Below are 26,494 nucleotides of genomic sequence, written 5' to 3' on the forward strand. Positions count from 1 at the left end.
TAGTTTTCATTTATATATTCAATTAATTATCATTCTCTAAATTTATCTTTGACATAATGTGCTATAAAAATGTTGACGTATACAACGTATCAAACCACTCACGTTGGTCACGTGACAAAATCCTTTCTCGCTGCTATCACACTTCATGCCTTATTGGTCGGATGGTTGATTTATAAACCGAAGGATCTTGATCTTGAGGAATTTTTGCCTCCACCTGCGGTTATGATGGAAGTATCGCTACAGACAGAAGCAATACATAAGGTCGAAAAACAGCCGATTGGTATTGAACAATTATTATCTGTTGCCAGCCATCAGCAGGAAAGCAAGGTTGATGAAATCAATATGCCCAAATTGGCGGTGAATGAAGAAGCACAGATTTTAGTTCATAAGCCAAAGAAGAAACAAAAAGAGCAGGATGTACCTAAAAAAGCCCAACCTGTTAAGCGAGTGAAAGCAAAAGAGCAGGAAAGTGAAAAATCCCAGAGTAGTTCAGCGCCAACAACCAGTAGCACCACAGCGGATAATGTTACTTCCCGAACAGCCGCCTCTTATGAAAGTAACTCGGATGCAGTTGCTGATGCAAAAGCAGTCTGGCAGGCTGAGGTTAGTGGTCATTTAAACCGTTATAAAAGATATCCGGCGGATGCCCAGAGAAGAAAACGGACAGGGCGTCCAATGGTGAAATTCACAGTTAATCAATTTGGTGCAGTGATAGACAGTGAATTAGTAAGACGTTCTGGGACGAACTCACTTGACAGGGAAGCAAGGCTTGTATTGGAAAGGGCACAGCCTTTACCGGCTCCACCTGATGTTATTTTAACCAATGGCAGTGTTACAGTTGAATTGCCAATTGATTTCACTTTATCTCAATAACAATAAAAAATAGGACGAATGGCATGTCACAGTATAAAACGGTGTTTTCACCAAGAACCAAAAAAGCCGTGCTAACAAAAAGGATCGTGGTTTTGTTTATGCTTTGGTGCACATACGTGGTGGTGGCGATTTAGGCCGGAACTGGTATCTGCAAGGTAAGCTCGAAAATAAAATGAACAGTTTCCACGATTTTATTGATGCGACTAAGACATTAATTGCTGATGGATATGGTGACAGTAAGCGTGTTTATGCGGAAGGTGGCAGTGCAGGCGGCTTACTGATGGGTGCGGTGATTAATCAGGCACCGGAGTTATACCGTGGTATGATCGCTAAAGTTCCTTTTGTTGATGCTGCGACTACCATGCTTGATCCATCTATTCCTTTAACGACAGGTGAATATGACGAGAGGGATAATCCAAATAATAAGGAAGTTTATTTCCGTATTAAAGCTTATAGCCCTTACGATAATATTAAACACCAGCGTTACCCTCATTTATTAGTGACAACGGGTTTACATGATTCTCAGGTACAATATTGGGAGCCTGCAAAGTGGGGTCATGTATTAAATAGTTAGATTGAATATCAAAAATGGTACTCACGCTCAATAAAAGTCTCTATCACCTTATCGTGCATTTCTTCGGATTTTGAATAACTGATAGTTTTTCTATTCAGTCTTTTTACTCGAGTACGCTGAGTAAATGTCTTTCCAGTCAGGTGATCTTCCTCGGGAAGCATATCACAATAACTAACTATTTAATACATGACCAAATTGTGCTTGTTCCAACTAATATAGTTATTACCTATTTGAATAATTACATTATGTAATTAAGTGTAGAATAAGAATATCATTCATCAAGTGATAAAGTAAAAAAACAAACAGGGGCTTATTATTAACAATAAGCCCCTCATTAGATTAAAATTATCCGAATTTATTTTTTTCTTTTGCTGGTTTTTTTCACCAACGTCACCTGACTCTCAACCCAGCCATCCTGCAACCGGGTTTTCAGCGAATCCCCAACTTTGACCTGTTTAACCTGCTTCAACAACTTCCCATCTGGGGTTTCACTGATACTATAACCACGACTCAACGTTGCTAACGGGCTTACGGCCTCCATGTGTGAACAGGAAACCGCAAATCTCTCTTTATAACGAGATAATTGTCGTTCTATTGCCTGTCTTAGCCGAAAATCATATTGTTGAATATGTTGGCTATAATGCCGGATCTCTTGCTCAGGGCTATTTTGTAACAGTCTTTTATTTAATTTTTCATAGGAAATTGAATTCTGTTTCAGGCAACGTAATAAACCATCGACCAATTTTTGACGTAATTCAGATAAACGATTCTGTTGACGTGCCAACCGCAAATCAGGCCGTTGTTGTTGGAGCCGATGTTGTAATCCATTAAAAATCCGCTGCTTTTGGGCAAAAAAGTAATCCATCGCCATTTCGAGACGTTGTTGCAGGGACTGAACTTGCCTCAACAATTCAATTTGATTACGGCTAACCAATTCTGCCGCCGCAGAAGGAGTGGGAGCACGCAAATCAGCCACAAAATCTGCAATTGTGACATCGATTTCATGTCCAACCGCACTGACGATAGGAATTTGGCTCTGAAATATCGCACGTGCTACCTGTTCGTCATTGAAACACCACAAATCCTCCAACGAACCGCCACCACGCCCGACAATCAAAACATCACATTCTTGTCGGGTATTTGCCAGCTCAATAGCCCGAATAATCTGCAATGGAGCTTCTGCCCCCTGAACCGCAGTCGGATAAATAATAATGGGCAAAGAAGGATCACGACGTTTCAGAATATTCAGAATATCGTGCAATGCTGCGCCACTGGCTGAAGTGATCACTCCAAGGCGTTTAGCTGGCGAGGGTAGTGGTTTTTTATAGATCTGCTCGAACAATCCTTCTGTGGAGAGTTTTTGTTTCAATACTTCAAATTGCTGTTGCAGTAACCCGTCACCAGCAGGTTGGATGCTTTCTACTATCAACTGATAATCACCACGTGGCTCATACAGGGTGATTTGTGCTCTGACTAATACTTGCTGACCATTTTGTGGTCGGAATGCCGCCCGTAGATTGTAACTACGGAACATAGCTGCCCGGATTTGCGCCCGCTCATCTTTCAGCGTGAAATACCAGTGCCCGGATGAAGGTTGGGAAAAGTTAGAAATTTCAGCACTTAGCCAAATTCTACCCATTTCCAGCTCCAATAGCTGACGGACCGTCTGATTCAGACGACTAACAGAAAAAACTCCAGTGTTGGTTGGCAGTGACATGTGAGCTAGATCAAATTTTAAAACAAGGACTTAATTGACTGATAATAACTACTCATAATCACTAATCAAGAAATTTTTTCAGAAAATGCTGGAGGCGGCCGATTACGGCCTGTATAATGCCGCGGCAATATTTTATCCCTTATTGCCACATAGTTTGGTGAGATATTGCCCATGTTACGAATTAAAAAAGAAGCATTAACTTTTGACGACGTTTTGTTGGTTCCTGCCCACTCTACAATTCTGCCTAATACAGCAGATCTATCCACACAATTAACATCTACTATTCGCCTGAACGTGCCTATGCTCTCTGCGGCAATGGATACCGTGACGGAATCTGCTCTGGCTATTGCACTTGCACAGGAAGGGGGAATTGGCTTCATTCATAAAAACATGTCTATCGAGCGTCAGGCTGAAGAAGTCAGTCGCGTGAAAAAGCATGAAAGTGGTGTTGTAACCAATCCTGTAGCTGTAACACCACAAACGACATTACGTGCAGTCAATGAACTGACTGAACGTAATGGTTTCGCAGGTTACCCGGTAGTGACAGAAGCGAATGAGTTGGTGGGTATCATTACTGGTCGTGATGTCCGTTTTGTGACTGACTTGGATCTGCCTGTTACAGCAGTTATGACGCCAAAAGAGCGTTTGGTGACTGTAAAAGAAGGTGAAGCTCGCGAAGTAGTATTGCAGAAAATGCACGAAAAGCGTGTTGAAAAAGCGTTGGTTGTTGATGACAGCTTCCATTTGCTCGGCATGATTACTGTGAAAGATTTCCAGAAAGCAGAACGTAAACCGAATGCCTGTAAAGATGAACAAGGTCGTCTGCGGGTTGGTGCTGCGGTTGGTGCCGGTGCGGGCAACGAAGAGCGTGTTGATGCACTGGTTGCTGCGGGTGTAGACGTGCTGTTGATTGACTCATCCCATGGTCATTCAGAAGGTGTTTTGCAACGTATCCGCGAAACTCGTGCCAAGTATCCTAATCTGCAAATTATTGGTGGTAACGTAGCGACTGGTGAAGGTGCCAAAGCGCTGGTGGAAGCAGGTGTGAACGCAGTTAAAGTAGGTATTGGCCCAGGCTCTATCTGTACTACTCGTATCGTTACTGGTGTTGGTGTTCCGCAAATTACTGCAATCGCTGATGCAGTGGAAGCACTGGAAGGAATTGGAATTCCAGTAATTGCTGACGGTGGTATCCGTTTCTCAGGTGACATTGCCAAAGCCATTGCTGCGGGTGCATCTTGTGTGATGGTAGGTTCAATGCTGGCTGGTACAGAAGAATCTCCGGGTGAAATCGAACTTTACCAGGGCCGTTCATTCAAATCTTATCGCGGAATGGGTTCTTTGGGTGCGATGTCCAAAGGCTCTTCTGATCGTTACTTTCAGACCGATAATGCGGCTGACAAATTGGTGCCAGAAGGTATCGAAGGCCGTGTTGCTTATAAAGGACTGCTGAAGAATATCGTTCACCAGCAAATGGGTGGTTTGCGATCCTGCATGGGATTGACGGGTTGTGCCACGATTGGTGAACTGAGAACTAAAGCAGAATTTGTTCGCATCAGTGGTGCCGGTATTCAGGAAAGCCACGTCCATGACGTGACTATTATCAAAGAATCACCGAACTATCGTTTAGGTTTGTAATTTATTTATTAAGGTGACCCGCAATTGCGGGTCACTGACTTTTATTTTTTTAATTGCCACTTGTTTTGGGAATTCACCTCGAATGACAACTAATATCCATCAACATCGCATTCTGATCCTTGATTTTGGCTCGCAATATACGCAGCTAATTGCCCGCCGTATTCGTGAACTTGGTGTTTATTGTGAACTTTGGACATGGAATGTCACTGAAGAACAAATCCGCGCATTTAACCCGAACGGTATTATCCTTTCTGGTGGCCCGGAAAGCACAACTGAAAATGACAGTCCACGTGCACCAGAGTATGTCTTCAACGCAGGCGTGCCAGTATTGGGGATTTGCTATGGTATGCAAACCATGTCCATGCAACTGGGTGGAGAAGTTTCTGATTCTAATGAGCGTGAGTTCGGTTATGCTCAGGTTGAGATCAACGGTGACAGTGAGTTGTTCCGTGGTATTCAGGATGCACTGAATGAATCAGGTACGCCAGTACTGGATGTGTGGATGAGCCATGGTGATAAAGTAACAGCTATTCCCGAAGGTTTCACAACTGTAGCCAGCACGGATAGCTGCCCATTTGCTATCATAGCAAATGATAAAAAACGTTTTTATGGTGTGCAATTCCATCCGGAAGTGACTCATACTCATCAAGGCTTGAATATCCTGAAACGTTTTGTGCTGGATATTTGTCAATGTGAAGCGCTGTGGACGCCCGCTTCCATTATTAATGATATCGTAGAACGTCTGCGTGCACAGATTGGCGATGATCACGTTATTCTGGCGCTGTCTGGTGGTGTTGATTCTTCTGTAACTGCACTGTTGCTGAACCGCGCAATTGGTAAGCGTCTGACTTGTGTATTTGTAGACAACGGACTGCTGCGTCTGAATGAAGCAGATCAGGTTATGGAAATGTTTGCGGGTAAATTTGACCTGAACATTGTCCATGTTAAAGCGGAAGATCGCTTCCTTTCTGCGCTGGCGGGCATTGATGATCCTGAAGCTAAACGTAAAACTATTGGTCACGTGTTTATTGATCTATTTGACGAAGAAGCTGCAAAACAAACTCAGGTCAAGTGGCTGGCACAAGGCACGATTTATCCAGACGTTATTGAATCTGCGGCTTCTGCGACGGGTAACGCGCATGTGATCAAATCTCACCACAATGTAGGTGGTTTGCCGGAAGATATGACACTGGGTCTGGTTGAGCCACTGAAAGAGCTATTTAAAGACGAAGTTCGTCGCATTGGCTTGGAACTGGGCCTGCCATATGACATGCTGTATCGCCACCCATTCCCAGGGCCAGGTCTTGGTGTTCGCGTATTGGGTGAAGTAAAAAAAGAATACTGTGACTTGCTGCGTCGTGCTGATGCTATCTTTATTGAAGAACTGCATAAGGCGGATCTGTATAATAAAGTCAGTCAGGCATTCACCGTATTCCTGCCAGTTCGTTCTGTTGGCGTAATGGGAGATGGCCGTAAATATGACTGGGTTGTATCTCTGCGTGCAGTAGAAACCATTGACTTTATGACCGCGCATTGGGCACATCTACCATATGATTTCCTGGGTCGCGTATCAAACCGTATCATTAATGAGGTCAATGGCATATCGCGAGTTGTTTATGATATCAGCGGTAAACCACCAGCAACAATCGAGTGGGAATAATCACCAAACCACCATGATTCTCTAATTAAGACCCTGATTTCAGGGTCTTTTCATCTCCATGTCTCACCAAATCACACCATACCAGCATGTTATTTTTGTCGGTATCGTAAAATGCTTTATAGCAGGGTGGCAAAATATCGTTATAGTCAGAGGCTATGTGAGACGTTAAAAAAGACCTCATTATTGATTCATGCATTTTTTCTATGTGCTTTGTTAGTTAACAATAACGTATATAGTGATAATAATAATTAAATATTATATTTTACAGCGACTATCATTCAATGTAATGTGAATTAAATCCCACCCAAAAAATGGACTTTATCATATTCACATTAGGTAGTTTATTATGAATAAAAAAGTGATGTTAACAGGTATTGTTATTGCCTCTTTGTTATTTTGGCAAATGGCTTTGGCAAGCAGTAAAATTATTCCTTTTACTGAGAATGAAGCGAAGTTTGCGAAATCTTTGGTTGATAATGATGTCAATAAGTTATTTTCTGGCGGTAAGGTATCCGGTAATTATGAATGTAAATACATAACTGTAAGAGACTTATACAAAAAATATTATGAGAATGAAGTAAGAGCAAACAGAGAATTAAAATATAAAAAAGTCATTATTTCTGGAAAGGTTAAAAGTATAAATAATTATCCTTCTGATGGTAAGTCATTTATTGCATTAAGTGCTGGCAGTTTCTTAGATACTGTGCACGCAGCATTAGGTAATAACTTTCAAGATTATGCCCTTGAGTTACACAAAGGGCAAAAGATCACCCTAGCATGTGAAGTGGTTGGGACGGTCGTTGGTGAGCCTGTTGTAGAGGATTGTATACCAGAACGCAGCGCGAAAGAGCAAGTAACCCAATCTCTGGTATTCCAAATTAATAAGGCAATTAATGGTGATAGGGATGAATCTAATAAAAAAGTTGTTGCTATAGTAGCGTTAACAAAATTAGTTAGTTTATCAACTAACAACTTCTCTATTTGTAAGAAAATTGATATATATTGCTTGCAACAAGCAAATAATCCAAAGTGGAAAAAGTTTGCAGCAGAAAACAAAGATCAAATAGAACAGTATAGAAAAATGTTGGATAATCAAAAATAAACGAACCTCGATTAGAGCGATCAGGATCATTATGGATATTATGCCTTCAACTGATTATCGTAAACTTATACTGACTGGCTCTCATACACAGCGGTTGAAATCTGATATGGTGAATTTCCCCCAATAATTTGCATTTGGAACACTATGATTTCAACACTAGCTATCAATAATTATCGTTCTATTCGCGATCTTCGCATCGCACTTGGTCCCCTTAATGTGATTACAGGAGCAAACGGTAGCGGTAAATCTAATTTATACCGTGCGCTGCGCTTACTATCTGAGACAGCACAAGGCGGTGTTGTTAATTCTCTGGCACTTGAAGGTGGGCTGGATTCTGCATTTTGGGCAGGGCCGGAAACTTTTTCGAGAATAGCACGTGCGGGAGGAGCAATGCAGGGAGGAGTGAGAAAAGAGGTAAAGCGATTACGCCTCGGGTTTGCGACAGATTCATTTGGTTATTCTATTTCCCTCGGTTTGCCTGAACCGTCACAGTCTGCTTTTGCGTTAGATCCTGAAATTAAACAAGAGGGCATTTGGGGTGGAGAATGCTATCACCCGGCTGGTTTACTGGTCGAGCGCAAAGGTTCGATCATCCGGGTTCGGGAAGGGCGAAGATGGCAAATCGCTTCAGAACACATTAACAATTTTACCAGTATGTTTGATCAACTGGCTGATCCTTTAACTGCCCCGGAAGTTTTTCACATGCGCGAATTTATTCGTGGTTGGCGTTTCTATGATCATTTCCGTACTGATAGCGATGCTCCGGCTCGTAAAGCACAGGTTGGAACACGAACTCCTGTATTGCATCATGATGGACGTGATCTGGCTGCTGCGTTGCAAACAATTCGTGAAATTGGTGACACACAATTACTGGATGAGTCCGTTGATGATGCTTTCCCAGGCGCTTCGGTAGCAATTTCTCGTTCCACAGAAGGACTGTTTACTATACAGTTTCAGCAACATGGTTTAATGCGTCCTCTTTCTGGTGCGGAATTGTCAGACGGAACATTGCGTTATTTATTGTGGATCGCGGCATTACTGACTCCACGTCCACCGTCAATGATGGTATTGAACGAACCAGAAACCAGTCTCCATCCAGAACTTTTGCCTTCATTAGCTAAATTGATTATAAAGGCATCCAGTCAAACACAGGTATGGGTTATTTCACATTCACCAGTTTTGATTGCAGCACTAAAGCAATCTTCACACTGTCAATCTATTCAACTCAAAAAGCAACTTGGTGAAACCCATGTTACTGATATAAATATTCTGGAAGAACCTTTATGGCGTTGGTCAGATAAGAATTAATAACTTGTTTTCTGGACCGCACTTTTCAGTATTTACCATCACTCCTTACCTGGCAGAGATTGTGACTTTTTTCACGCTTTACAGTAGAAAAACCTAAAACTAGGAAATATTCCTAGTTAAACTAAGACTATAGCTCAATCCAACTTTTTATCACTTCCCTACACTGTCGGTAATAACAATTCCTACGAAGAATTTCGCGTTTCAGCGATCCACCTTTTTGAATTTCTACTTGCATTAAAAAGGCTCTTTTTATCGTGGTTATCTGAGGATTTCACATGCTTAAAATTCTTGAACAAGTCCGTCAACCGACGTTGGATTTACCAATCGAAGTACGCCGCAAAATGTGGTTTAAGCCCTTTATACAGTCGTATTTGGTGGTTTTTATTGGTTATATGGCTATGTACCTGGTGCGAAAGAACTTTAATATTGCCCAGAATGATATGGTTTCCACTTATGGTTTGTCGATGACACAGCTTGGTCTGATAGGGTTGGGTTTTTCTATTACATATGGTGTTGGTAAAACCTTAGTCGCTTACTATGCTGATGGAAAGAATACCAAGCAATTCTTGCCATTTATGTTGATCTTGTCTGGTCTTGCTATGCTTGGTTTCAGTATGAGTATGGGCAGTTCAGGCATCAGTGTTTTCTTGATGGTAGCATTCTATGCTTTGAGTGGTTTTTTTCAGAGTATAGGAGGTCCGGCAAGCTATTCCACCATTACCAAATGGACACCCCGCAGTAAGCGCGGAACTTATCTTGGGCTGTGGAATATGTCACATAATGTTGGTGGTGCAGGCGCTGCGGGGGTTGCATTGTTTGGGGCTAACTATTTGTTTGACGGTCACGTGATAGGGATGTTTATTTTCCCTTCTATCATTGCGTTGATCATCGGTTTTATTGGCTTACGTTACGGTAGCGACTCACCGGAAAGTTACGGTTTGGGTAAAGTTGAAGAATTGTTTGGTGAGAAGGTCAGCGAAGAAGATATTGCGGCAGAAGAAAACAAAATGACCAAGCGTGAGATCTTTGTTGAATATGTCCTGAAAAACCAGGTGATTTGGCTTCTCTGCTTTGCCAATATTTTTCTTTATATCGTGCGGATTGGTATTGACCAATGGTCAACGGTATATGCATATCAGGAGTTAGGGCACTCAAAAGAGATTGCGATTTCTGGTTTTACCATGTTTGAAGTCGGCGCGTTAGTGGGAACGCTAATGTGGGGTTATTTATCAGATTTAGCAAATGGTCGTCGTGCTCTGGTCGCATGTATTTCATTAGGCTTAATCATTGTCAGTCTTGAATTCTATCAACATGCAACCAGTGAATTTATGTATTTAGGCTCCCTGTTTGTACTTGGTTTTTTGGTATTTGGCCCACAATTGTTGATTGGTGTGGCAGCCGTTGGCTTTGTACCGAAAAAGGCAATCAGTGTTGCAGATGGTGTTAAAGGTACTTTTGCATATTTAATCGGTGACAGCTTTGCTAAATTGGGCCTGGGGATGATTGCTGATGGTGTGCCTATTTTTGGTTTAACGGGATGGAAAGGCACTTTTGCCGCACTTGATATTTCTGCATTTATTTGTATCGGTTTACTTGTTTTTGTTGCCATAGCTGAAGAGCGAAAAATCCGAAGTAGCAGAAAATTACAGTAAATTCTATAGAAGATGTTCTGACGCTACTGTTTCATCCACAGTAGCGTCTTTGGGCGAAACGTATCCGTTCCCAGTTTATTGCACAGCTATATTAATGAGAGTAATTTATGTGGTTTTTCTGATCTGATAATAAATAACGATGATTAAAGTAGCATTAGTCGATGACCATGTAGTGGTACGTTCTGGTTTTGCCCAGTTATTGAGTTTAGAACCTGATATCAAGGTTGTTGGTGAATTCAGTTCATGTGCCGAAGCAAGGCATGGGCTTCCTGGATCGGGAGCAATGGTCTGTATTCTTGATATCTCAATGGCAGAGGAAAGTGGGCTTTCATTATTGCGAGATGTTCCTTCCGGTATTGGCTGCATAATGCTGAGTGTCCACGATTCAGTCACAATGGTGGAAAGTGCGTTAAAGGCGGGAGCTCGTAGTTATCTCAGTAAACGTTGTAGCCCGGATGAATTGGTACAGGCTGTACGTACCATTGCGAATAATGGTTGCTATTTCACACCGGATATTGTGCTTAAATTGACCTCATCAAAAAATAATCCCGCTTCGCTGCAACATTTAACTAAGAGGGAAAGGCAAGTAGCTGAAATGCTTGCCAGAGGGATGGACGTTAAAGAGGTGGCGGTTGAGTTAGGCTTGAGTCATAAAACGATCCATGTTCATCGGGCGAATGCGATGAGTAAATTGGGTGTGACAAATAACGTGGGTTTAGCGAATTATTTTGCTTCTAATGATCTCTAATGTATCGATACCTGATCAATTCGTTTTGCGGCGGGTTATTGTTTTCTTGCTGGTGGTTCTGTTTGTGGGTGATAGCCTACTATTTTGTTCATGATTTAGAGCTGGCTATTTTATTTTTTCCATTTGCTCTGCGTCTTGGCATCGCTTTGCATATTCCCAAACGGTATTTACCGGCATTATATGGTACAGAATGGCTACTTACTATTGGTTTGGCTCTGTTAATTGGGCAGCTTCAATGGCTTACCGTGTTAACTGCCAGCGTAGTGAGCCTTCCTATTGTTTGGATTGCCGGCCGTTATTACCGGGGTAATCAATGGCAACGATTGGCTGTTATGGCACTTGTGATTGTAGTGACTTCAATCATTAATGTTATGTCCGTTATTAGCCATAATCCGGCTTTAACTATCGCACTTCTGGTGAGCTTAACTGGAGGTGTCATGTTGGTTCCTTTGTGTTACCTAGTCTGGCACTATTTATTCCAGAATGTCTGGTTACCGTTGACTGCCAATATCCTTGCTTATCCAATTCGTTTTCATTGGAATCAGATAGTTTTTTATAGTCTGCTATTTATATTGAACATCTTTCTTCAAATCTGGATACCCAGTGAGTTACATTACTTTGCGCCGTTTTGTCTCGCAATTCCGATTATTTTGCTGGCCTTTCGGTATGGTTGGCAGGGGGCTTTGCTCGGTACTTTACTTAACAGTGTTGCGTTAATTGCCGCCCGTGGTGATGTTTCCAATATGGAAATTACCGATTTGCTGTTATCACTTTTGGCGCAAACTTTGACAGGAATACTGCTTGGTATGGCGGTTCAGCGTCAGCGTGATCTCAATACACAGTTAAAGAGAGAGTTGCATCGTAATCACAGTTTGTCACGCCAATTGGTGAAAGCAGAGGAATCGGTGAGACGAGAGATTGCCAGAGAGCTGCATGATGAAATAGGTCAAAATATTACAGCTATTCGCACACAAGCAAATATTATTCAACGTGTTGAGGTAACTTCAACTATTGTTAATTGTGCCAAGACCATCGAATTATTATCCCTTAATATTTATGATACCACTAAAATGTTATTGAGCCGCTTACGTCCTAAGATACTTGATGATTTAGGACTGAAAGAAGCTATTGAACAATTGTTACGGGATATGGAATTTGAAGCTCTGGGAATATCAGTCGAAATTCAATGGGAGGTTGACTCCGATACCGTTATAGAACAATTAAGTGATGCGACGAAAGCTACGTTATATCGTCTTTGTCAGGAAGCATTGAATAATGCGCTAAAGTATTCCCAAGCCGACAGTATTAAATTGCATTTCTCCATTAAAGAAATGATCCGTTTATTGATCAAAGACAATGGTATTGGCTGTAAAATAGAAGATCATACGAAGGGATTTGGCTTACGCGGTATGCGTGAACGTGTACAGGCACTCGGTGGTAATTTCTCAATTCATAGCGAAAAACAGCAGGATGATTCGACTCGCACTGGTACGGATTTATCGATCATTTTGCCCAAACTTTAAGAAATGGTCATGATAGTTTTTTCTCAACCTAAGCCAATAAATCCAACTAATTTGTCTGCTGTAGAAATCCGGGAACAATATTGTTACTGGCGTTTTCATATTATGTTGAGCCTGTATGTGGGTTATGCACTGTTTTACTTCACCCGTAAAAGTTTCAATTATGCCATGCCTGCCATGATTAGTGATTTGGGTCTTGATAAAGGTGAGATCGGCTTGATTGGCACGTTGTTTTATATTACCTACGGCTGTTCTAAGTTTATTTCTGGTATTCTCTCTGATTGTTCTAATACGCGTTACTTTATGGGAATTGGACTTATTGCGACAGGAATTATTAATATTTTTTTCGGTCTGTCTAGCTCCATAGTTATGTTTACCTGTCTATGGATATTGAATGCCTGGTTTCAGGGATGGGCTTCTCCCTCATGTGTTAAATTACTCACTACTTGGTATTCACGTTCAGAACGCGGGTTTTGGTGGGCACTATGGAATACTTCGCATCATGTTGGAAGCGCATTAGTTGCACTTTTTGTTGGTTATTTGACCTGGAATTTTAGTTGGCGGGAAGGGTTTATTGTGCCGGGTTGTCTGGGGATCTTGGGTGGAATATTACTGTGCTGGCGATTACGTGATAAACCGACTTCAATGGGATTGCCGACTATTGGTCAGTATCGTAATGATTTTTTGGAAAAAAAGCATGAGAATCAGGGGAAAGGGTTAAGTACCAGAGAAATATTGAGGACCTACGTTTTCCGCAATAAATACATTTGGTTACTTTCCTGTAGCTATGTGTTGGTTTACATCGTTCGCACGGTTATCAACGATTGGGGAAATCTTTATCTGACTGAATATCATCATTATGATTTAGTGAGTGCAAATTTTGTCGTGTCACTTTTTGAGGTTGGAGGATTTATGGGTTCATTGGTTGCTGGTTGGGGTTCCGATAAGTTGTTCGGCGGCAATCGTAGTCCTATTAATTTAATGTTTTCAATAGGGATTTTTTTATCAGTGGCAGCTTTATGGTTGATGCCCGTGACCGATTTAGTGTTCCAATCGTTCGGTTTTTTTGCCATTGGTTTTTTTGTTTTTGGTCCACAATTATTGATTGGTATGGCAGCAGCAGAGTGTTCGCATAAAAATTCTGCCGGTACAGCAACAGGATTTGTTGGCCTTTTTGCTTATACTGGTGCAGCACTTGGTGGCTATCCTTTTGCGATTATTTTAGAAAATTACCATTGGACAGGCTTATTTATTACTATTTCTGTTTGTGCTGTCATGATTGGCTTATTATTATTGCCTTTTTTGCAAGCCCAATTTCCTCAGCAAAGGGAGCAGAGTTAACTGCTCTCACTGAGGTGTGATCTCTTGTCGGTTACACCAATCTTCCTTGGTTAATTCCCATATTTCACAATCGTATTTACCCGATACATATTCTTTTCTCTCTGTTTTAATTACCTTCATTCCTTCAGCTAATGAAATCTTAGCAGTCAATCCGATATCACCCTGGTTTTATAAAAACATGCTAAACGAAACATGGTATAGTAGGTTCTTGTTCTGTCTTTTATCCCATCGGAATGTTATGTCTTATCAATGCCCGTTATGTCATTTGCCACTGTTGTTTTCTCATCACCAATGGCGCTGTGAAAAGAATCATCAGTTTGATTGTGCAAAAGAAGGTTATGTTAACTTGCTACCAGTTCAGCATAAACGTTCAAAAGAACCGGGTGATAGTGTTGAGATGATGCAGGCGAGAAGGGCGTTTTTACAAGCAGGTTATTATCAGACACTACAACAAAAAGTCATTGAATTATTTGATCGTCTTTTACCTGAACGAGCTGAGGCATTGCTGGATATTGGTTGCGGAGAAGGTTATTACACTGCATCGGTACAAAAGGCGTTGAACCTTAAACGGCATATTACTGTGTATGGCTTGGATGTGGCGAAAATCGCCGTTCGTTATGGTGCTAAACGTTACCCGGATGTCAGCTTTTGTGTGGCATCCAGCCATCAATTACCGTTTGCGGATAGCTCCCTTGATGGGATTTTGCGAATTTATGCTCCTTGCAAAGCGGCGGAATTATCCAGAGTAGTAAAATCAGAAGGAATTGTCCTGACTGTTACACCTGGCCCGCGTCATTTATATCAATTGAAAGAATTAATCTATCAGGAAGTTCATCTGCATCCTGAGAATACTGAACAACTGGAAGGTTTCGAGTTAGTTTCGGCGGAAACTCTGGCGTATGAAATGCGATTGGATGGGGAGCAATCCTATCATTTATTACAGATGACGCCGTTTGCCTGGCGGGCTTCTGAAGAGGTCAAATGCAATTTGATGGCTAAGCAATCATTTAAGTGTGAAGTTGATTTTACACTGAAAGTTTATCGTCATATTTAATTTATTTTCCTTCAACAGTTCGTTTTTTTGATTGATATATGGTCATGTATTAAATAGTTAGTTGTTGTGATATGCTTCCCGCCTTTTAAGGGTAAAGCATGGTCAAAGTTGACGTCTATTGCCGTTATTGTCACAAATCAGAACAGGTCAAAGGACATGGAAAAGGGAATGGCGGACATCCTCGTTATCGTTGCTATACCTGCTGTAAGGTTTTTCAGTTGGAATACACTTATCAAGCCTGCAAACCCGGCGTTAAAGAGCAGATTGTCGACATAGCGATGAATAACGGGGGAATTCGTGACACCGCTCGAATCCTGAAAGTCGCAACAGCCACCGTCATGAAAACGTTAAAAACCTCACGCCCCGAAACGTAACGACGCTGCCCCTTGATGGAAATAACATTCAGCTTATCGGTGAAATAGACGAGCAATGGTCATTTGTGGGGAACAAGAAAAATCAACGCTGGCTTTGGTATGCTTGGAAGCCCCGCCTAAAACGGATAGTGGCCCATGTTTTTGGCGATCGCAGTAGAAAAACGTTAGACAAGCTACTTGCTCTCTTATCGCCCTTTAATATTCGGTTTTACTGCACAGATGATTATGTTGTTTATGATAACCTTCCCGAGGAAGATCACCTGACTGGAAAGACGTTTACTCAGCGTACTCGAGTAAAAAGACTGAATAGAAAAACTATCAGTTATTCAAAATCCGAAGAAATGCACGATAAGGTGATAGGGACTTTTATTGAGCGTGAGTACTATTTTTGATATTCAATCTAACTATTTAATACATGACCATGAAAAGGATTCATACGCCGCTCCTTCGGAAAAATGGGAGCCTATTTTACTACCATCGGCTATTTGCAACAGTGCCTATAAGTATTGCTATCATCTGTTCAATACCAGGTGGGATAATAGTCACTAAAGTGAATTACACTTCTCTCTTTGTTTTGGCGTCACTCTTCACCCTAGTGGGCCTGCTCTGGACATTATGCAAGTGTCACGATTTCCAAAAGAAAAACACATATGCTCAATCAGTTTTGTAAACATTCTGGCATTCATATTCAGGGTCTGCATTTACCAGCTTATTAAAAGAAGCATTTTACTTAATCATTACAGGAATGATAGTTTCCACAAAACATATCATAGGCGTTTTATATTTATTGACTTCTTCATATTTATCCGAAAATTAACCAACATAAAAAATAATATCTAATTCATCATTGACATATTAATATATAAAAGAGAAAGACTTTCAGTAATTATTAAATTCATACTAAATAATATACCTCTTCAATAAATAAAATACTTTGGCCTTTAGCTAAGGATAAAAAACATGAAAGATGACACTTTATATGACCCTATTGCACATCTTTACGAGAGCTTTTCAGATACTGCCGCCCATATCAAAGTAGAAATCAGAACCATCTTCAATCTGGCGGGGGATATACAAGGGAAATCCGTGTTAGATTTAGCCTGTGGATATGGTCTCTTTAGTCGAGAATACAGGAATCGTGGCGCTTCAAAAGTCATTGGAGTCGATATATCAGATAACATGATAGCCATTGCGAAAAGCAAATCACAACAATACGGTGACGATATCGAATTTCACGTAAGTGATGTCTGCAAGATGGAGTCATTTGGCAAATTTGATATAGTCAACGCAGCCTGGCTATTCTGCCATGCAGAATCTATTGAAGATCTTGAAACTATGTTCCGTGTTATTGCCGCTCACCTCAAGCCTTCCGGTAAATTGATTGCTTATACCGTTGAACCTGATTATCGATTAGAAAAAGGGAATTATGAAAATTATTGTATAAAAATTCTGAGTGAAGAGCCCGTGAAAGACACAACTCTGCTGAGAGCTGAATTTCTTACCACACCACCCAGCCCTTGTACTGTGTATTGTTGGAGCCGTGAACAATATCAAGCAGCGATCCAAAAGGCAGGGTTCAAACAATTTATATGGCAAAAACCAATGCTGTTAAAAAGCGATATTGAGAATTATCCTCCGGGTTTTTGGGATGATTATCAACGAAATTGCCTTGATACAGCTCTTGTTTGTCAGTTTTAACAAAATAATCCCCCGTGATCCGGGGGATTATCCTTAAGCCCCTACCATCTCCCTGCCAGTGCCTTGCAACGCACTGATAATCTAATCTTTCTCATCAATTTCACACACTTATAGGCTACGAACCCGAATCAATATAATGCTATCTCAATTCGAGCGGATGGAATGCATCTCTGTAGGACTAATATCCGATAGCTATATATTGCACCTGTGCATATGACCAATGTCCAGCCGAGTCGTGAACAACAATTAAAAACTCTTCTTTTGATCTAATTTCAACCGATATACCTCGACCCCACGCATCTCCTTTAACATAACTACCCGTTACAACAAAGCACTTGTACCCGCACCAATGACAATCGATGTAACATGATCGACATTATCCCAAGGATTATCACTGGTGGTTATGTTGGTTACTTCTGTCGCTGATTCTGATTTATGCATAATAACTCCTGAGCTATTTTGTATTATGTAAAGGCGATTTCTGATAATGAAAATATTTCTTAGTAATAAATTATGCTCTTGGGAATAATTAGTTTGGCTACTTTGGATCGAAATTATAATATGATGAGTCAAAGTGAAATATTATATTCAATGAATGTGAGAGTTAGAGATATATAATGACTAAGTATTGCAACCCGATAGCGAAGTAATCTGTGGAAGGTATTTGGGCACTGTGTAAACGGATATGACAGAAAGTCTCTGTCACTTGATTACATCTGTAATATAGAACGAACGTCGATGTCAACGACGTCCGTAGCATTTATCTGCAGTGCAGACTTGCACTTGCCAGTGGGGAATGATGCAGGGAGGAATCAAGAGGCATACATAAATAATTTTAGATGCTCAAATAATATATTAAAACCAATCGCAATTAATACTAATCCACCTATAAGCTCTGCACGTTTACCTAATAATGGCCCGATATAGCGTCCAATCAGCATTCCCAGAGTAGCCATAATCATTGTCATCATTCCGATGACCATTGCAGTATGTAATATATTTACCTGTAAGAAGGCGAGACCAACACCAATTGCCATTGCATCCAGACTGGTTGCAATGGCAGTAAATATTAATGTTAATGAACTATAACGACGGGGGAGAATAGATTTAACCGTGGTTTCCGGCTCACGTTTGAAACTTTCGATAATCATCCGACAACCAAGGATAAACAATAATGAGAATGCCACCCAATGATCCCATTCCATAATATATTGGCTGGTATAAAGCCCCAAAGACCAGCCAATTAAAGGAGTACAGGCTTCAACCAGACCAAAAATAAGACCAGTACGGATTGCTTCACGTAGATGTGGGCGACGCAGAGCTGCTCCTTTACTTACGGCAGCAGCGAAGGCATCCATGGATAGAGCTAATGCGAGAATAAGAGTTGTATAGAGATTCATTAAAATAACCTTGGCTGGGTGATTCCACATACACATAAATCACCCCCAACCAATGGTGATGTTATGTGTCTATGGTCTTGCCAACCGATTTGGCATTCGTACCACGTTTTATGCAAACGAGTATGTTGATACGAATTTTCCAGAAGTCTTCTGGAACAGGCTACTCCCCAATGACTGGGGTGGACAATATCATATTTGGCATAAAAGGCAAAAATATTTTACTATATGTTAAATAATGAATTGAAAATAATTATCATTATATTTTTTGTGGAAAATAAGGCTGATATAGTGTTGCAGCCTTATTTAATATTAATATGAATCAGGGAAGGGTTATTTGTTATTCAGCAGGAATTGATAAATTTTTTCTAAGTCATCTGGTTTTGTTACAGCAATATATATTTTATTTGACTCAAAATCTATCATTAAAATACCATCTTCAGATAAATTCATTGCTTTAATCTGGTCATAATTAAAGAATCGGTTGGAATAATAAAAGCCTTTTTCTTTGAATATGAGTTTAGGTGAGCGAATATAACCAAGGTATATTGTTACTAAAATGATAAAAGATAATAGATAAGTCGTTAGTGGAGTACCTTGAGCTACCACGTTATTGTAAATAATGATAGTAATTAAGACGATAAATATTAAAGCATCAATTCGATGTTTTCTTTTTAATTTTATGTTTAACAGAGTCTTGCCTTTGAGATGGTTGATGATAATTTCATCATAAACAGCAAAAGCGAGCGTTAATAAAATTGAAATCATCAATATGATGTCATTCAGGCTCATTGTCACCTCTGATTTTCTAACTGATAACTCTTGTTTTTATAAACGGGGGAGAAAATTTCCTCCCCCATATTTTTAATAAATCAATTTTCTAACAAAACTATTTAACTAAGCTCAGAAAACCGAAATGATAACCAATGATGCCGATTACGAAGAAACCAATAATGATCCATAGAGGGTTTACTTTTTTCCGTAATAGCCACATACAGCCAAAGGTCAGCAATAGCGGGGCAATACCGGGTAGCAACTGGTCAAGAATAGTTTGAACCGTTGTTACTTTCTCTACTCCTGTTACGGGATCAGGTACTTTGGAAATAACAAGTGGGATATTGACTTTCGTCCAGCTATTAACCAACGCTCCCATCACGAATAGTCCCAGGATTGACGCTCCTTCTGTCATCTTTTGCAGGAAACCGCCACCCATATCTTTAACGATATCCATTCCTTTTTTATAGCCATATGCGACACCATAGTAGCGGGTCAATAAACGCACTAGGTTGAACAAAAAGAAAAACAGAATAGGGCCAAGCAAGCTGCCACTCATAGCAATTCCTGCTCCAAGTGCGGCAAAAACAGGACGGACAGTTCCCCAGAAAATAGGATCACCTACACCCGCCAATGGCCCCATTAAACCGACTTTAATACCGTTGATTGCACCATCATCGATATTAGCTCCGTTGGCTCGTTGTTCTTCCATCGCCATTGTAACGCCCAGAATTGGGGCAGCGACATAAGGATGTGTATTGAAAAACTCCAGATGGCGTTTGATAGCCAGTTTGCGTTCTTCGGTATTTTCGGGATAGAGACGACGAATGGCTGGGACCATTGAGAAACAGAAACCCAATGCCTGCATACGTTCGAAGTTCCATGAACCCTGTAATAAATTAGAGCGTAGGAAGACACCACGGATATCGCTTTGTGTCAGTTTTTTCTGCCCCATGTTTGTTGAATCTGACATATTGTTCATCCTCTTAATCTAATTCGTTATCAAGGTTATTTGGGGTATTACCAGCAGGAGCAGCGGTTTGTGATTGGTTGTATTTAGGGCTGAGTTGAATATACAGGATTGCCAGAACAGCGCCAACGACACCGAGTATAACGAGGTTTTGGACATATACAGCGGCCACAAAACCGAGATAGAAGAATGGCATCAGGTAGCCAGCACGCATCATGTTAATTACCATTGCATAACCAACAACGACGATCATACCGCCAGCAATATTGAGGCCAGTGGTGACAACTTCTGGAATAGAGCTCAGCATGTTCTGAACTTCAGAGGTTCCGACAGACAATGCAACAACCAGTGCAGGCAAAGCAATCCGCATTGCTTGCAGTACTAAAGCAGTAATGTGAATGATAGTGATAGCGCTCAGGTTGCCATTTTCAGCAGCCTTATCCGCTGCGTGTTGGAAACCGACGGTCATAGTACGGACGATAATGGTAAGAACCTGGCCCGCAGCAGCCAATGGAATTGCCAGCGCGATACCTGCACCAACATCTTGCCCACCGGCGATAACCAGAATGGTTGAAATGATGGATGCCAGAGCTGCATCAGGAGCAATCGCTGCACCGATGTTCATCCAGCCCAGGGCGATCATTTCCAGTGTACCGCCGATGATAATGCCGGTTTTCATATCACCAAGTACTAAACCAATCAATGTACAAGCAACTAATGGACGGTGGAATTGAAATTCATCAAGAATGGAGCCCATGCCCGCAATACAGGCGACGATGAATATCAATAAAAGTTGAACAACGGTAATTTCCATTGTTTTCTCCTGTAACCAAATGTAATTTGGTAAGAATTTTGTTATTGAGTAATGGTTAATAAAAAAATATCTGTTTTTGTTTTTTAAGCTTTTTTGAGCAAATCCATCATATTTAAGCGCGCATCGCTGGCAACTTTGCGTGCCTCAAGCTCGATACCGTGAGAATTCAGCTTTTCGAAAGCATTAATATCTGTTGCATCAACAGAGATAGCATTGTTGATTTGGGTTTTACCTTGTTTGAAAGCCATACCGCCAATATTGACAGATTCCAGTGAAACACCGCCTTCTACAATACGTAGTACATCAGTAGGGTTGGTGAATAACAGCATAACGCGTTCACCGGCATATTTAGGGTTATTGTAAACACGGATACACTTGGCAATATCAATCACATGTGCACTGACACCAGGAGGTGCAACCTGCTTTAATAACGTAGAACGTACAGTATCTTGTGCTACTTCATCACTGACTACAATGATACGTTTAACATTAGTTTCTTTTGTCCAGCGAGTTGCAACCTGACCATGAATAAGACGATCGTCAATGCGAGCAAGGGCAATTTTCATGTGACCACCAGCAACAGGTGCTGTAATCTGGGAAGTCATGGAGGTTGCAGATTGGGTCGGTTCAGATTTATCAGCTTCTTTGGCTGGCTCTGTTTTAAGGGCTCGAATACCTTCTTTCCCTGTTTCCAATGCAACAGAAACCAATTCTTCCATTGATGGATCATCATCACGGCACATAAAGGCTTCAACCAGCATTGGTATGTTCACGCCAGTGATGATTTCGTAGTTTTCTTTGTCCATTACGATACGGTTCGCCGCATTAAATGGACTGCCACCCCAAGTATCGACAAAAAATAGGACCCCTTGTGTTGTATCAAGCAACTCCAGTTTCTTGTTGTATTTCTCGAATAACGTATCGGCATTTTCACCGGGCACAAAGTCGATATAAGAAACGTTTTCTTGTTCCCCAATCAACATCTCTGTGGTGCGAAGCAGTTGCTCCGCAGCAGCCCCGTGTGTGCCAATCATAATGGCTATACTCACTTGTTTTCCCCTTCTGTAACAATTGAACTCGGATTTATTGCAAGCTCATATTCAATACTTCCAATATGTTGCACTATCCCCGTCGCCTTTCAAGATGCAGCTTTGAAATCCATAGGGTATATCTATTAATAATCATGACAGCTATTAACGAATATGATAGTTACAAGCATCGTGTTTTATCGAGGATCCATCTCAAATATTCCATTTCTCATGGCTTGTATTTAATTACATAAGAAAATGTGTCATTAGATTATCATTGGAAGCATTTAAGAAAATTGCTATCAGTCAGAAAATTCAAGATAGGCTATTTTGAGAGGTTAAAATAAGATTTTTATTTTACTTATCACGAATAGGTAACTTATTTTCCTTTAAATTTTTGTTTTAATGATTTTTGCAACTGTTTTCGGTAACATTTTATTAATTTTTAGATAAAAAAATTTGATACTTTAGATTTGAAAGAAGAAAAAATGTACTCAATTGATCCGTTTCAGCCAAAAAAAATCCCTACTGTGTAGCAGGGATCTTTTTAGATAAGTAAGATTTTACCTAAAATAGGTAACAGTTTAACTTATGAACATATTAATTAAGTTACAGGTTTGATCAGTCACACTGTACTTTTATTGCCAAACCACCACGTGATGTTTCACGGTATTTCGCGTTCATGTCTTTACCAGTTTCGTACATAGTTTCAATAACTTTATCAAGTGAAACCCGTGGTTCGCTGGTGCGGCGCAATGCCATACGAGCAGCATTGATCGCTTTAACTGAAGCAATGGCATTACGTTCAATACATGGAACCTGTACCTGTCCGGCAACAGGGTCACAAGTCAAACCAAGATTATGCTCCATGCCTATTTCGGCTGCGATGCACACTTGTTCAGGACTTGCTCCAAGTAATTCTGCAAGACCTGCCGCAGCCATTGAACAGGCAACCCCCACTTCTCCCTGACAGCCGACTTCTGCTCCAGAAATGGAAGCATTCATCTTATACAGAATGCCGATTGCGCCTGATGCCAGGAAGTAGCGTGTGTACAACTCAGGAGTAACAGGCTCGATACAATAGTTGTAATAAGCCAATACTGCCGGCACGATCCCACATGCGCCATTGGTTGGTGCGGTAACAACACGCCCACCAGCAGCATTTTCTTCATTGACCGCCAAAGCGAACATATTGACTAAATCAACGACATTCATTGGGTCATTAGACAGTTGATTTGATGATGTCAGCATACGGTGCAGAGCAGCTGCACGACGAGGTACACGCAGAGGGCCAGGTAAAATGCCTTCTGTATTCAAACCACGTTCAATACAAGCCTGCATGGTGTCCCATACATCCGCAAAATATTCAGCAATTTCTTCTTTGTTATGCAAATCCAGCTCGTTTTTCATCATCAAGCCAGAAATAGATAGCCCTGTTTTGCTACAATTCATCAACAGATCAGCAGCAGAGCTGAATGGGTAAGACACAGGTTTGGTATCCTGAGATGGCTTACCGAAATGTTCTTCATCAACAATAAAACCACCACCGATGGAGTAGTAAGTTTTGCTGTAAACTTTTTTTTCACCTGCAAATGCATGAATCTGCATACCATTTTCATGCAATGAAAGGTTATCGCTACGGAAATTCATACCTCCGTCACGAGGAAAATCGACTTCATGTAAACCATTTGCCAGCGGCAAACGTTGAGTTTGCTCAACATCACGAATAAAACCAGGGATTGAATCAATATCAACAGTGGCGGGCATATTACCGGCCAACCCCATGATAATGGCGATATCCGTATGATGACCTTTCCCGGTTAATGAAAGTGAGCCGTACACATCAACAGCTACACGCGTGATAGAGGACATCAGCCCCTGGTTTACAAGATCATCGACAAATTGTTTTCCTGCTTTCATAGGGCCAACAGTATGAGAGCTGGATGGGCCGATACCCACCTTAAACATGTCGAAAACGCTAATCACGCCAGACTCCTTAGAGAAGAAAGATATATAGTATATTTATAATTAAAGCGCGTTACTTTACTGTTATTTAGTGGTGTTGATAAAGGAGTTTACAGTTTTTTTTTAATTATAATAGCTATTGATATGATTTTGGATAATAAACAAGCAAATCTATAGCTCTTCGCAAGCATTCCTAGAGTGATTTTTGAACTTGTTGTGCCAGTTGGTAAATAATGGTAGCGGTTAATCCCCAAATCATCTGATCACGATACCAGTAAAAATAGATCCGATGTTGTCGATTCCGTCGTTTAACATCTAAATATCGATAGCAAGGAAGAGAGAGTGCATCAAAAAGTGGAATTTCAAAAACTCTGTCTACTTCTGTTGGATTGACCTGAAAAGAAAAGGGAGGAGAAACCAACCCGACGACAGGTGTAACACGATACCCGCCACTACTGTCCAATGGAGTCAGTTGCCCCAGAACTTGTACCTGATGATGTGGAATGTTGACTTCTTCTTCTGCTTCACGCAAAGCCGTAGCGATCAATGAATGATCTTCCGGCTCAGCTGCACCACCGGGAAAAGCAACTTGCCCCGCATGTGAACGTAAGCTTTTAGCTCGTTGAGTCAATAAAAGTGTTGGCTCTGGCTTACAAATAATTGGCAATAATACAGCGGCACTCCGCTGATTATTGCTTAGATACTTTGGTTGTACAGGAAGTTGCAATTGAAACCGATGAATAAAATCAGAAAGAGATGTCATGATAGCTGGAGTTCCCTTAATTTAGGCAAGATATGTCCAAGTTTATCGAATGTTTCCTGATACTCTTTTTCCGCAATACTATCTGCAACAATACCACCACCAGCCCAGCAGTATATTTTTCCTTTTTCTGTCAGCAGAGTACGTATAGTGATATTGCTGTCCATTGTACCGCAGAAACTAATATAGCCAATAGAGCCACAATATCCATGTCTGCGATGTGGCTCTAATTCTTCGATAATTTCCATAGCCCGAATTTTTGGGGCACCAGTAATGGAACCACCGGGAAAACAAGCTCGTAGTAAATCGGTCGCGTGATATTCATCTGGCAGTGTGGCTGTAATGGTACTGACGAGATGATGCACTGCCGGGAAAGGTTCCACGACAAATAATTCTGGAACTTTGACGGATCCTGGCATTGCAACACGCCCGATATCATTTCTCAGGAGATCAACGATCATCAGATTCTCAGCACGGTCTTTTCGGGAATTGGATAATTTTTTAGCTTGTAATTGATCTTTTTCCGGATCTTGAGCGCGCGGTAATGTTCCTTTAATTGGTCTGGTCTGGATTTTCTTGTCTTCCAGTAATAAAAATCGTTCAGGTGAAACACTAATGATGCAATTTTCGGGCAAGCGGATAAAAGCCGAAAAAGGGGCACGGTTACATTCATTCAGTTGCTCGAATGCCTGCCACTCATCACCTTGGTAGTCGGCATGAAAACGTTGGGCCAGATTGACTTGATAGCAATCTCCATCACGCAGATAACGGTGGATCTGGGCGATTTTTTCATGATACTGCTGTTCACTCATATTTGATTGCCATGAATTGATGAGAGCAAAATCGGTTTCTTGATTTTTTTTGTGTGATTTTAGCCATGCCAGACGGTTATCAATATCGTGGTAGCTGAGTAAAGTCGCTTTTTGCTGATGATGGTCAATAATAAGACACCAATCGTAGATCCCAATCGCCATATCTGGAAAATTCAGTTTATTAATGGCCATAGTGGGTAATTTTTCAATTTTTCGTCCGAGATCATATCCCCAGATTCCCAGTGCTCCTCCCTGAAATGGCAAGTCGGGATCAAATTGTGGGGTAAAATTACAGGCATGAAGATGCTTTTTCAGTAATAGAAAGGGATCATCTTGCGAATAAGAAACTGCATCATGACTTTTGATTTCTGTTGATTCCCCTTGTGTTACAAGAGTCACAATAGGTTCAGCCACAAGAATGTCAAAACGATTATGTGGATGTTGGGCTGCACCTGAGTGTAACAACATTGCCCAGGGCGAGGCAGAGAGTGGAGCAAAATAATAGGTAGCAAGATTAGGAGAATAAGGTAACTGACGTTTTTGTAATGCAATCTTCATGGTGGAACCCGTATTGGCTGGGCAATAAAAAAATAACTGATTAAATTAATGTGCGGAGAGTACCATAGAATGGTATACCTGTTCACTGGTTGCCACACTGCAACTTAAAATTGATTGGGTATATAATCACAGCTTGTCGCTAATTATTGTTGTATAT

At 41.0% G+C, this 26,494-nt stretch carries 21 protein-coding genes, 2 pseudogenes and 1 riboswitch; of the genes and pseudogenes, 13 read left to right on the top strand and 10 right to left on the bottom strand.

The genetic code is table 11. The features are described from left to right. Window positions 1–69: 69 nt before the first annotated feature. Together HGO23_RS08715 and HGO23_RS08720 are read left to right on the top strand one after the other, a co-directional pair. Complete coding sequence (locus HGO23_RS08715; RefSeq protein ID WP_209028575.1) at window positions 70–873, top strand: energy transducer TonB family protein; 804 nt, start codon at window positions 70–72, stop codon at window positions 871–873. A gap of 73 nt (window positions 874–946) precedes the next feature. After that, window positions 947–1,426, top strand: a pseudogene (locus tag HGO23_RS08720) (prolyl oligopeptidase family serine peptidase); the annotation flags it as partial. A 29-nt stretch (window positions 1,427–1,455) separates the two neighbouring features. Here HGO23_RS08720 and HGO23_RS08725 read toward each other — a convergent pair. Both HGO23_RS08725 and xseA read right to left on the bottom strand, forming a co-directional pair. Next, window positions 1,456–1,617, bottom strand: a pseudogene (locus HGO23_RS08725) (IS1 family transposase); the annotation flags it as partial. Window positions 1,618–1,802: 185 nt separating this feature from the next. After that, window positions 1,803–3,164, bottom strand: coding sequence for an exodeoxyribonuclease VII large subunit (gene xseA / locus HGO23_RS08730; protein ID WP_209028576.1), 1,362 nt, complete (start codon window positions 3,162–3,164; stop codon window positions 1,803–1,805). A 171-nt stretch (window positions 3,165–3,335) separates the two neighbouring features. Here xseA and guaB point away from each other — a divergent pair, with 171 nt between their 5' ends. The 11 genes from guaB to HGO23_RS08785 all read left to right on the top strand — a co-directional run bounded on the left by guaB (window position 3,336) and on the right by HGO23_RS08785 (window position 17,259). After that, the gene (gene guaB / locus HGO23_RS08735; protein WP_099134705.1) at window positions 3,336–4,802 is read left to right on the top strand and encodes an IMP dehydrogenase; all 1,467 of its coding nucleotides are present in this window, start codon (window positions 3,336–3,338) and stop codon (window positions 4,800–4,802) included. 82 nt (window positions 4,803–4,884) lie between these two features. Next, a complete protein-coding gene (gene guaA, locus HGO23_RS08740; RefSeq protein WP_209028577.1) occupies window positions 4,885–6,462 on the top strand; it encodes a glutamine-hydrolyzing GMP synthase in 1,578 nt (525 codons plus the stop codon). 346 nt (window positions 6,463–6,808) lie between these two features. Next, window positions 6,809–7,564, top strand: coding sequence for an OB-fold protein (locus HGO23_RS08745; RefSeq protein ID WP_209028578.1), 756 nt, complete (start codon window positions 6,809–6,811; stop codon window positions 7,562–7,564). A 144-nt stretch (window positions 7,565–7,708) separates the two neighbouring features. Further along, window positions 7,709–8,872, top strand: a complete 1,164-nt coding sequence (locus tag HGO23_RS08750) for an AAA family ATPase (RefSeq protein WP_209028579.1) — start codon at window positions 7,709–7,711, stop codon at window positions 8,870–8,872. Between the two features lie 275 nt (window positions 8,873–9,147). Next, window positions 9,148–10,524 carry a hexose-6-phosphate:phosphate antiporter gene (gene uhpT / locus HGO23_RS08755; RefSeq protein ID WP_099134701.1) on the top strand — a complete coding sequence of 459 codons (1,377 nt, stop codon included), beginning with the start codon at window positions 9,148–9,150 and terminating at the stop codon, window positions 10,522–10,524. A gap of 139 nt (window positions 10,525–10,663) precedes the next feature. Beyond that, entirely contained in the window at window positions 10,664–11,272 is a 609-nt protein-coding gene (uhpA, locus tag HGO23_RS08760) for a response regulator transcription factor UhpA (protein ID WP_209028580.1), read from the top strand. After that, window positions 11,272–12,795, top strand: coding sequence for a signal transduction histidine-protein kinase/phosphatase UhpB (gene uhpB / locus HGO23_RS08765; protein ID WP_209028581.1), 1,524 nt, complete (start codon window positions 11,272–11,274; stop codon window positions 12,793–12,795). Before uhpA ends, uhpB begins: the two co-directional genes overlap by 1 nt. Before the next feature lie 9 nt (window positions 12,796–12,804). Beyond that, a complete protein-coding gene (gene uhpC / locus HGO23_RS08770) occupies window positions 12,805–14,133 on the top strand; it encodes an MFS transporter (RefSeq protein WP_209028582.1) in 1,329 nt (442 codons plus the stop codon). Window positions 14,134–14,371: 238 nt separating this feature from the next. Beyond that, window positions 14,372–15,187, top strand: a complete 816-nt coding sequence (rlmA, locus tag HGO23_RS08775) for a 23S rRNA (guanine(745)-N(1))-methyltransferase (RefSeq protein WP_209028583.1) — start codon at window positions 14,372–14,374, stop codon at window positions 15,185–15,187. 98 nt (window positions 15,188–15,285) lie between these two features. Then, window positions 15,286–15,953 (top strand): IS1 family transposase gene (locus HGO23_RS08780; RefSeq protein WP_209028584.1). Its coding sequence is split into 2 segments (ribosomal slippage): window positions 15,286–15,541 and window positions 15,541–15,953, totalling 669 coding nucleotides; the frame shifts between segments, so codons are not numbered across the junction. A 568-nt stretch (window positions 15,954–16,521) separates the two neighbouring features. Continuing rightward, a complete protein-coding gene (locus HGO23_RS08785; protein WP_099134695.1) occupies window positions 16,522–17,259 on the top strand; it encodes a class I SAM-dependent DNA methyltransferase in 738 nt (245 codons plus the stop codon). 812 nt (window positions 17,260–18,071) lie between these two features. On the opposite strand, the gene mntP is transcribed toward HGO23_RS08785, so the two are convergent. The 8 genes from mntP to pabB form a co-directional block, all read right to left on the bottom strand. Then, the gene (mntP, locus tag HGO23_RS08790) at window positions 18,072–18,659 is read right to left on the bottom strand and encodes a manganese efflux pump MntP (RefSeq protein WP_209028585.1); all 588 of its coding nucleotides are present in this window, start codon (window positions 18,657–18,659) and stop codon (window positions 18,072–18,074) included. Between the two features lie 47 nt (window positions 18,660–18,706). Further along, a riboswitch (yybP-ykoY riboswitch) is annotated at window positions 18,707–18,840 on the bottom strand. 149 nt (window positions 18,841–18,989) lie between these two features. Further along, window positions 18,990–19,448: a DUF986 family protein gene (locus tag HGO23_RS08795; protein ID WP_099134693.1), complete on the bottom strand. Its 459-nt coding sequence runs from the start codon at window positions 19,446–19,448 to the stop codon at window positions 18,990–18,992. 97 nt (window positions 19,449–19,545) lie between these two features. Next, window positions 19,546–20,403: a PTS mannose transporter subunit IID gene (locus HGO23_RS08800; RefSeq protein ID WP_099134692.1), complete on the bottom strand. Its 858-nt coding sequence runs from the start codon at window positions 20,401–20,403 to the stop codon at window positions 19,546–19,548. A 13-nt stretch (window positions 20,404–20,416) separates the two neighbouring features. Then, window positions 20,417–21,214, bottom strand: a complete 798-nt coding sequence (locus tag HGO23_RS08805; RefSeq protein WP_209028586.1) for a PTS mannose/fructose/sorbose transporter subunit IIC — start codon at window positions 21,212–21,214, stop codon at window positions 20,417–20,419. A gap of 83 nt (window positions 21,215–21,297) precedes the next feature. Then, complete coding sequence (manX, locus tag HGO23_RS08810; RefSeq protein WP_416778690.1) at window positions 21,298–22,248, bottom strand: PTS mannose transporter subunit IIAB; 951 nt, start codon at window positions 22,246–22,248, stop codon at window positions 21,298–21,300. 615 nt (window positions 22,249–22,863) lie between these two features. Further along, on the bottom strand, window positions 22,864–24,228 hold the full coding sequence (locus tag HGO23_RS08815; RefSeq protein ID WP_099134689.1) for an L-serine ammonia-lyase: 1,365 nt from the start codon (window positions 24,226–24,228) through the stop codon (window positions 22,864–22,866). Window positions 24,229–24,400: 172 nt separating this feature from the next. Then, window positions 24,401–24,970, bottom strand: coding sequence for a CoA pyrophosphatase (locus HGO23_RS08820; RefSeq protein ID WP_099134688.1), 570 nt, complete (start codon window positions 24,968–24,970; stop codon window positions 24,401–24,403). After that, window positions 24,967–26,337: an aminodeoxychorismate synthase component 1 gene (gene pabB, locus HGO23_RS08825; protein ID WP_209028587.1), complete on the bottom strand. Its 1,371-nt coding sequence runs from the start codon at window positions 26,335–26,337 to the stop codon at window positions 24,967–24,969. Before pabB ends, HGO23_RS08820 begins: the two co-directional genes overlap by 4 nt. Window positions 26,338–26,494: the final 157 nt, after the last annotated feature.

Source organism: Xenorhabdus budapestensis (assembly GCF_017743015.1).
Classification (GTDB): domain Bacteria; phylum Pseudomonadota; class Gammaproteobacteria; order Enterobacterales; family Enterobacteriaceae; genus Xenorhabdus; species Xenorhabdus budapestensis.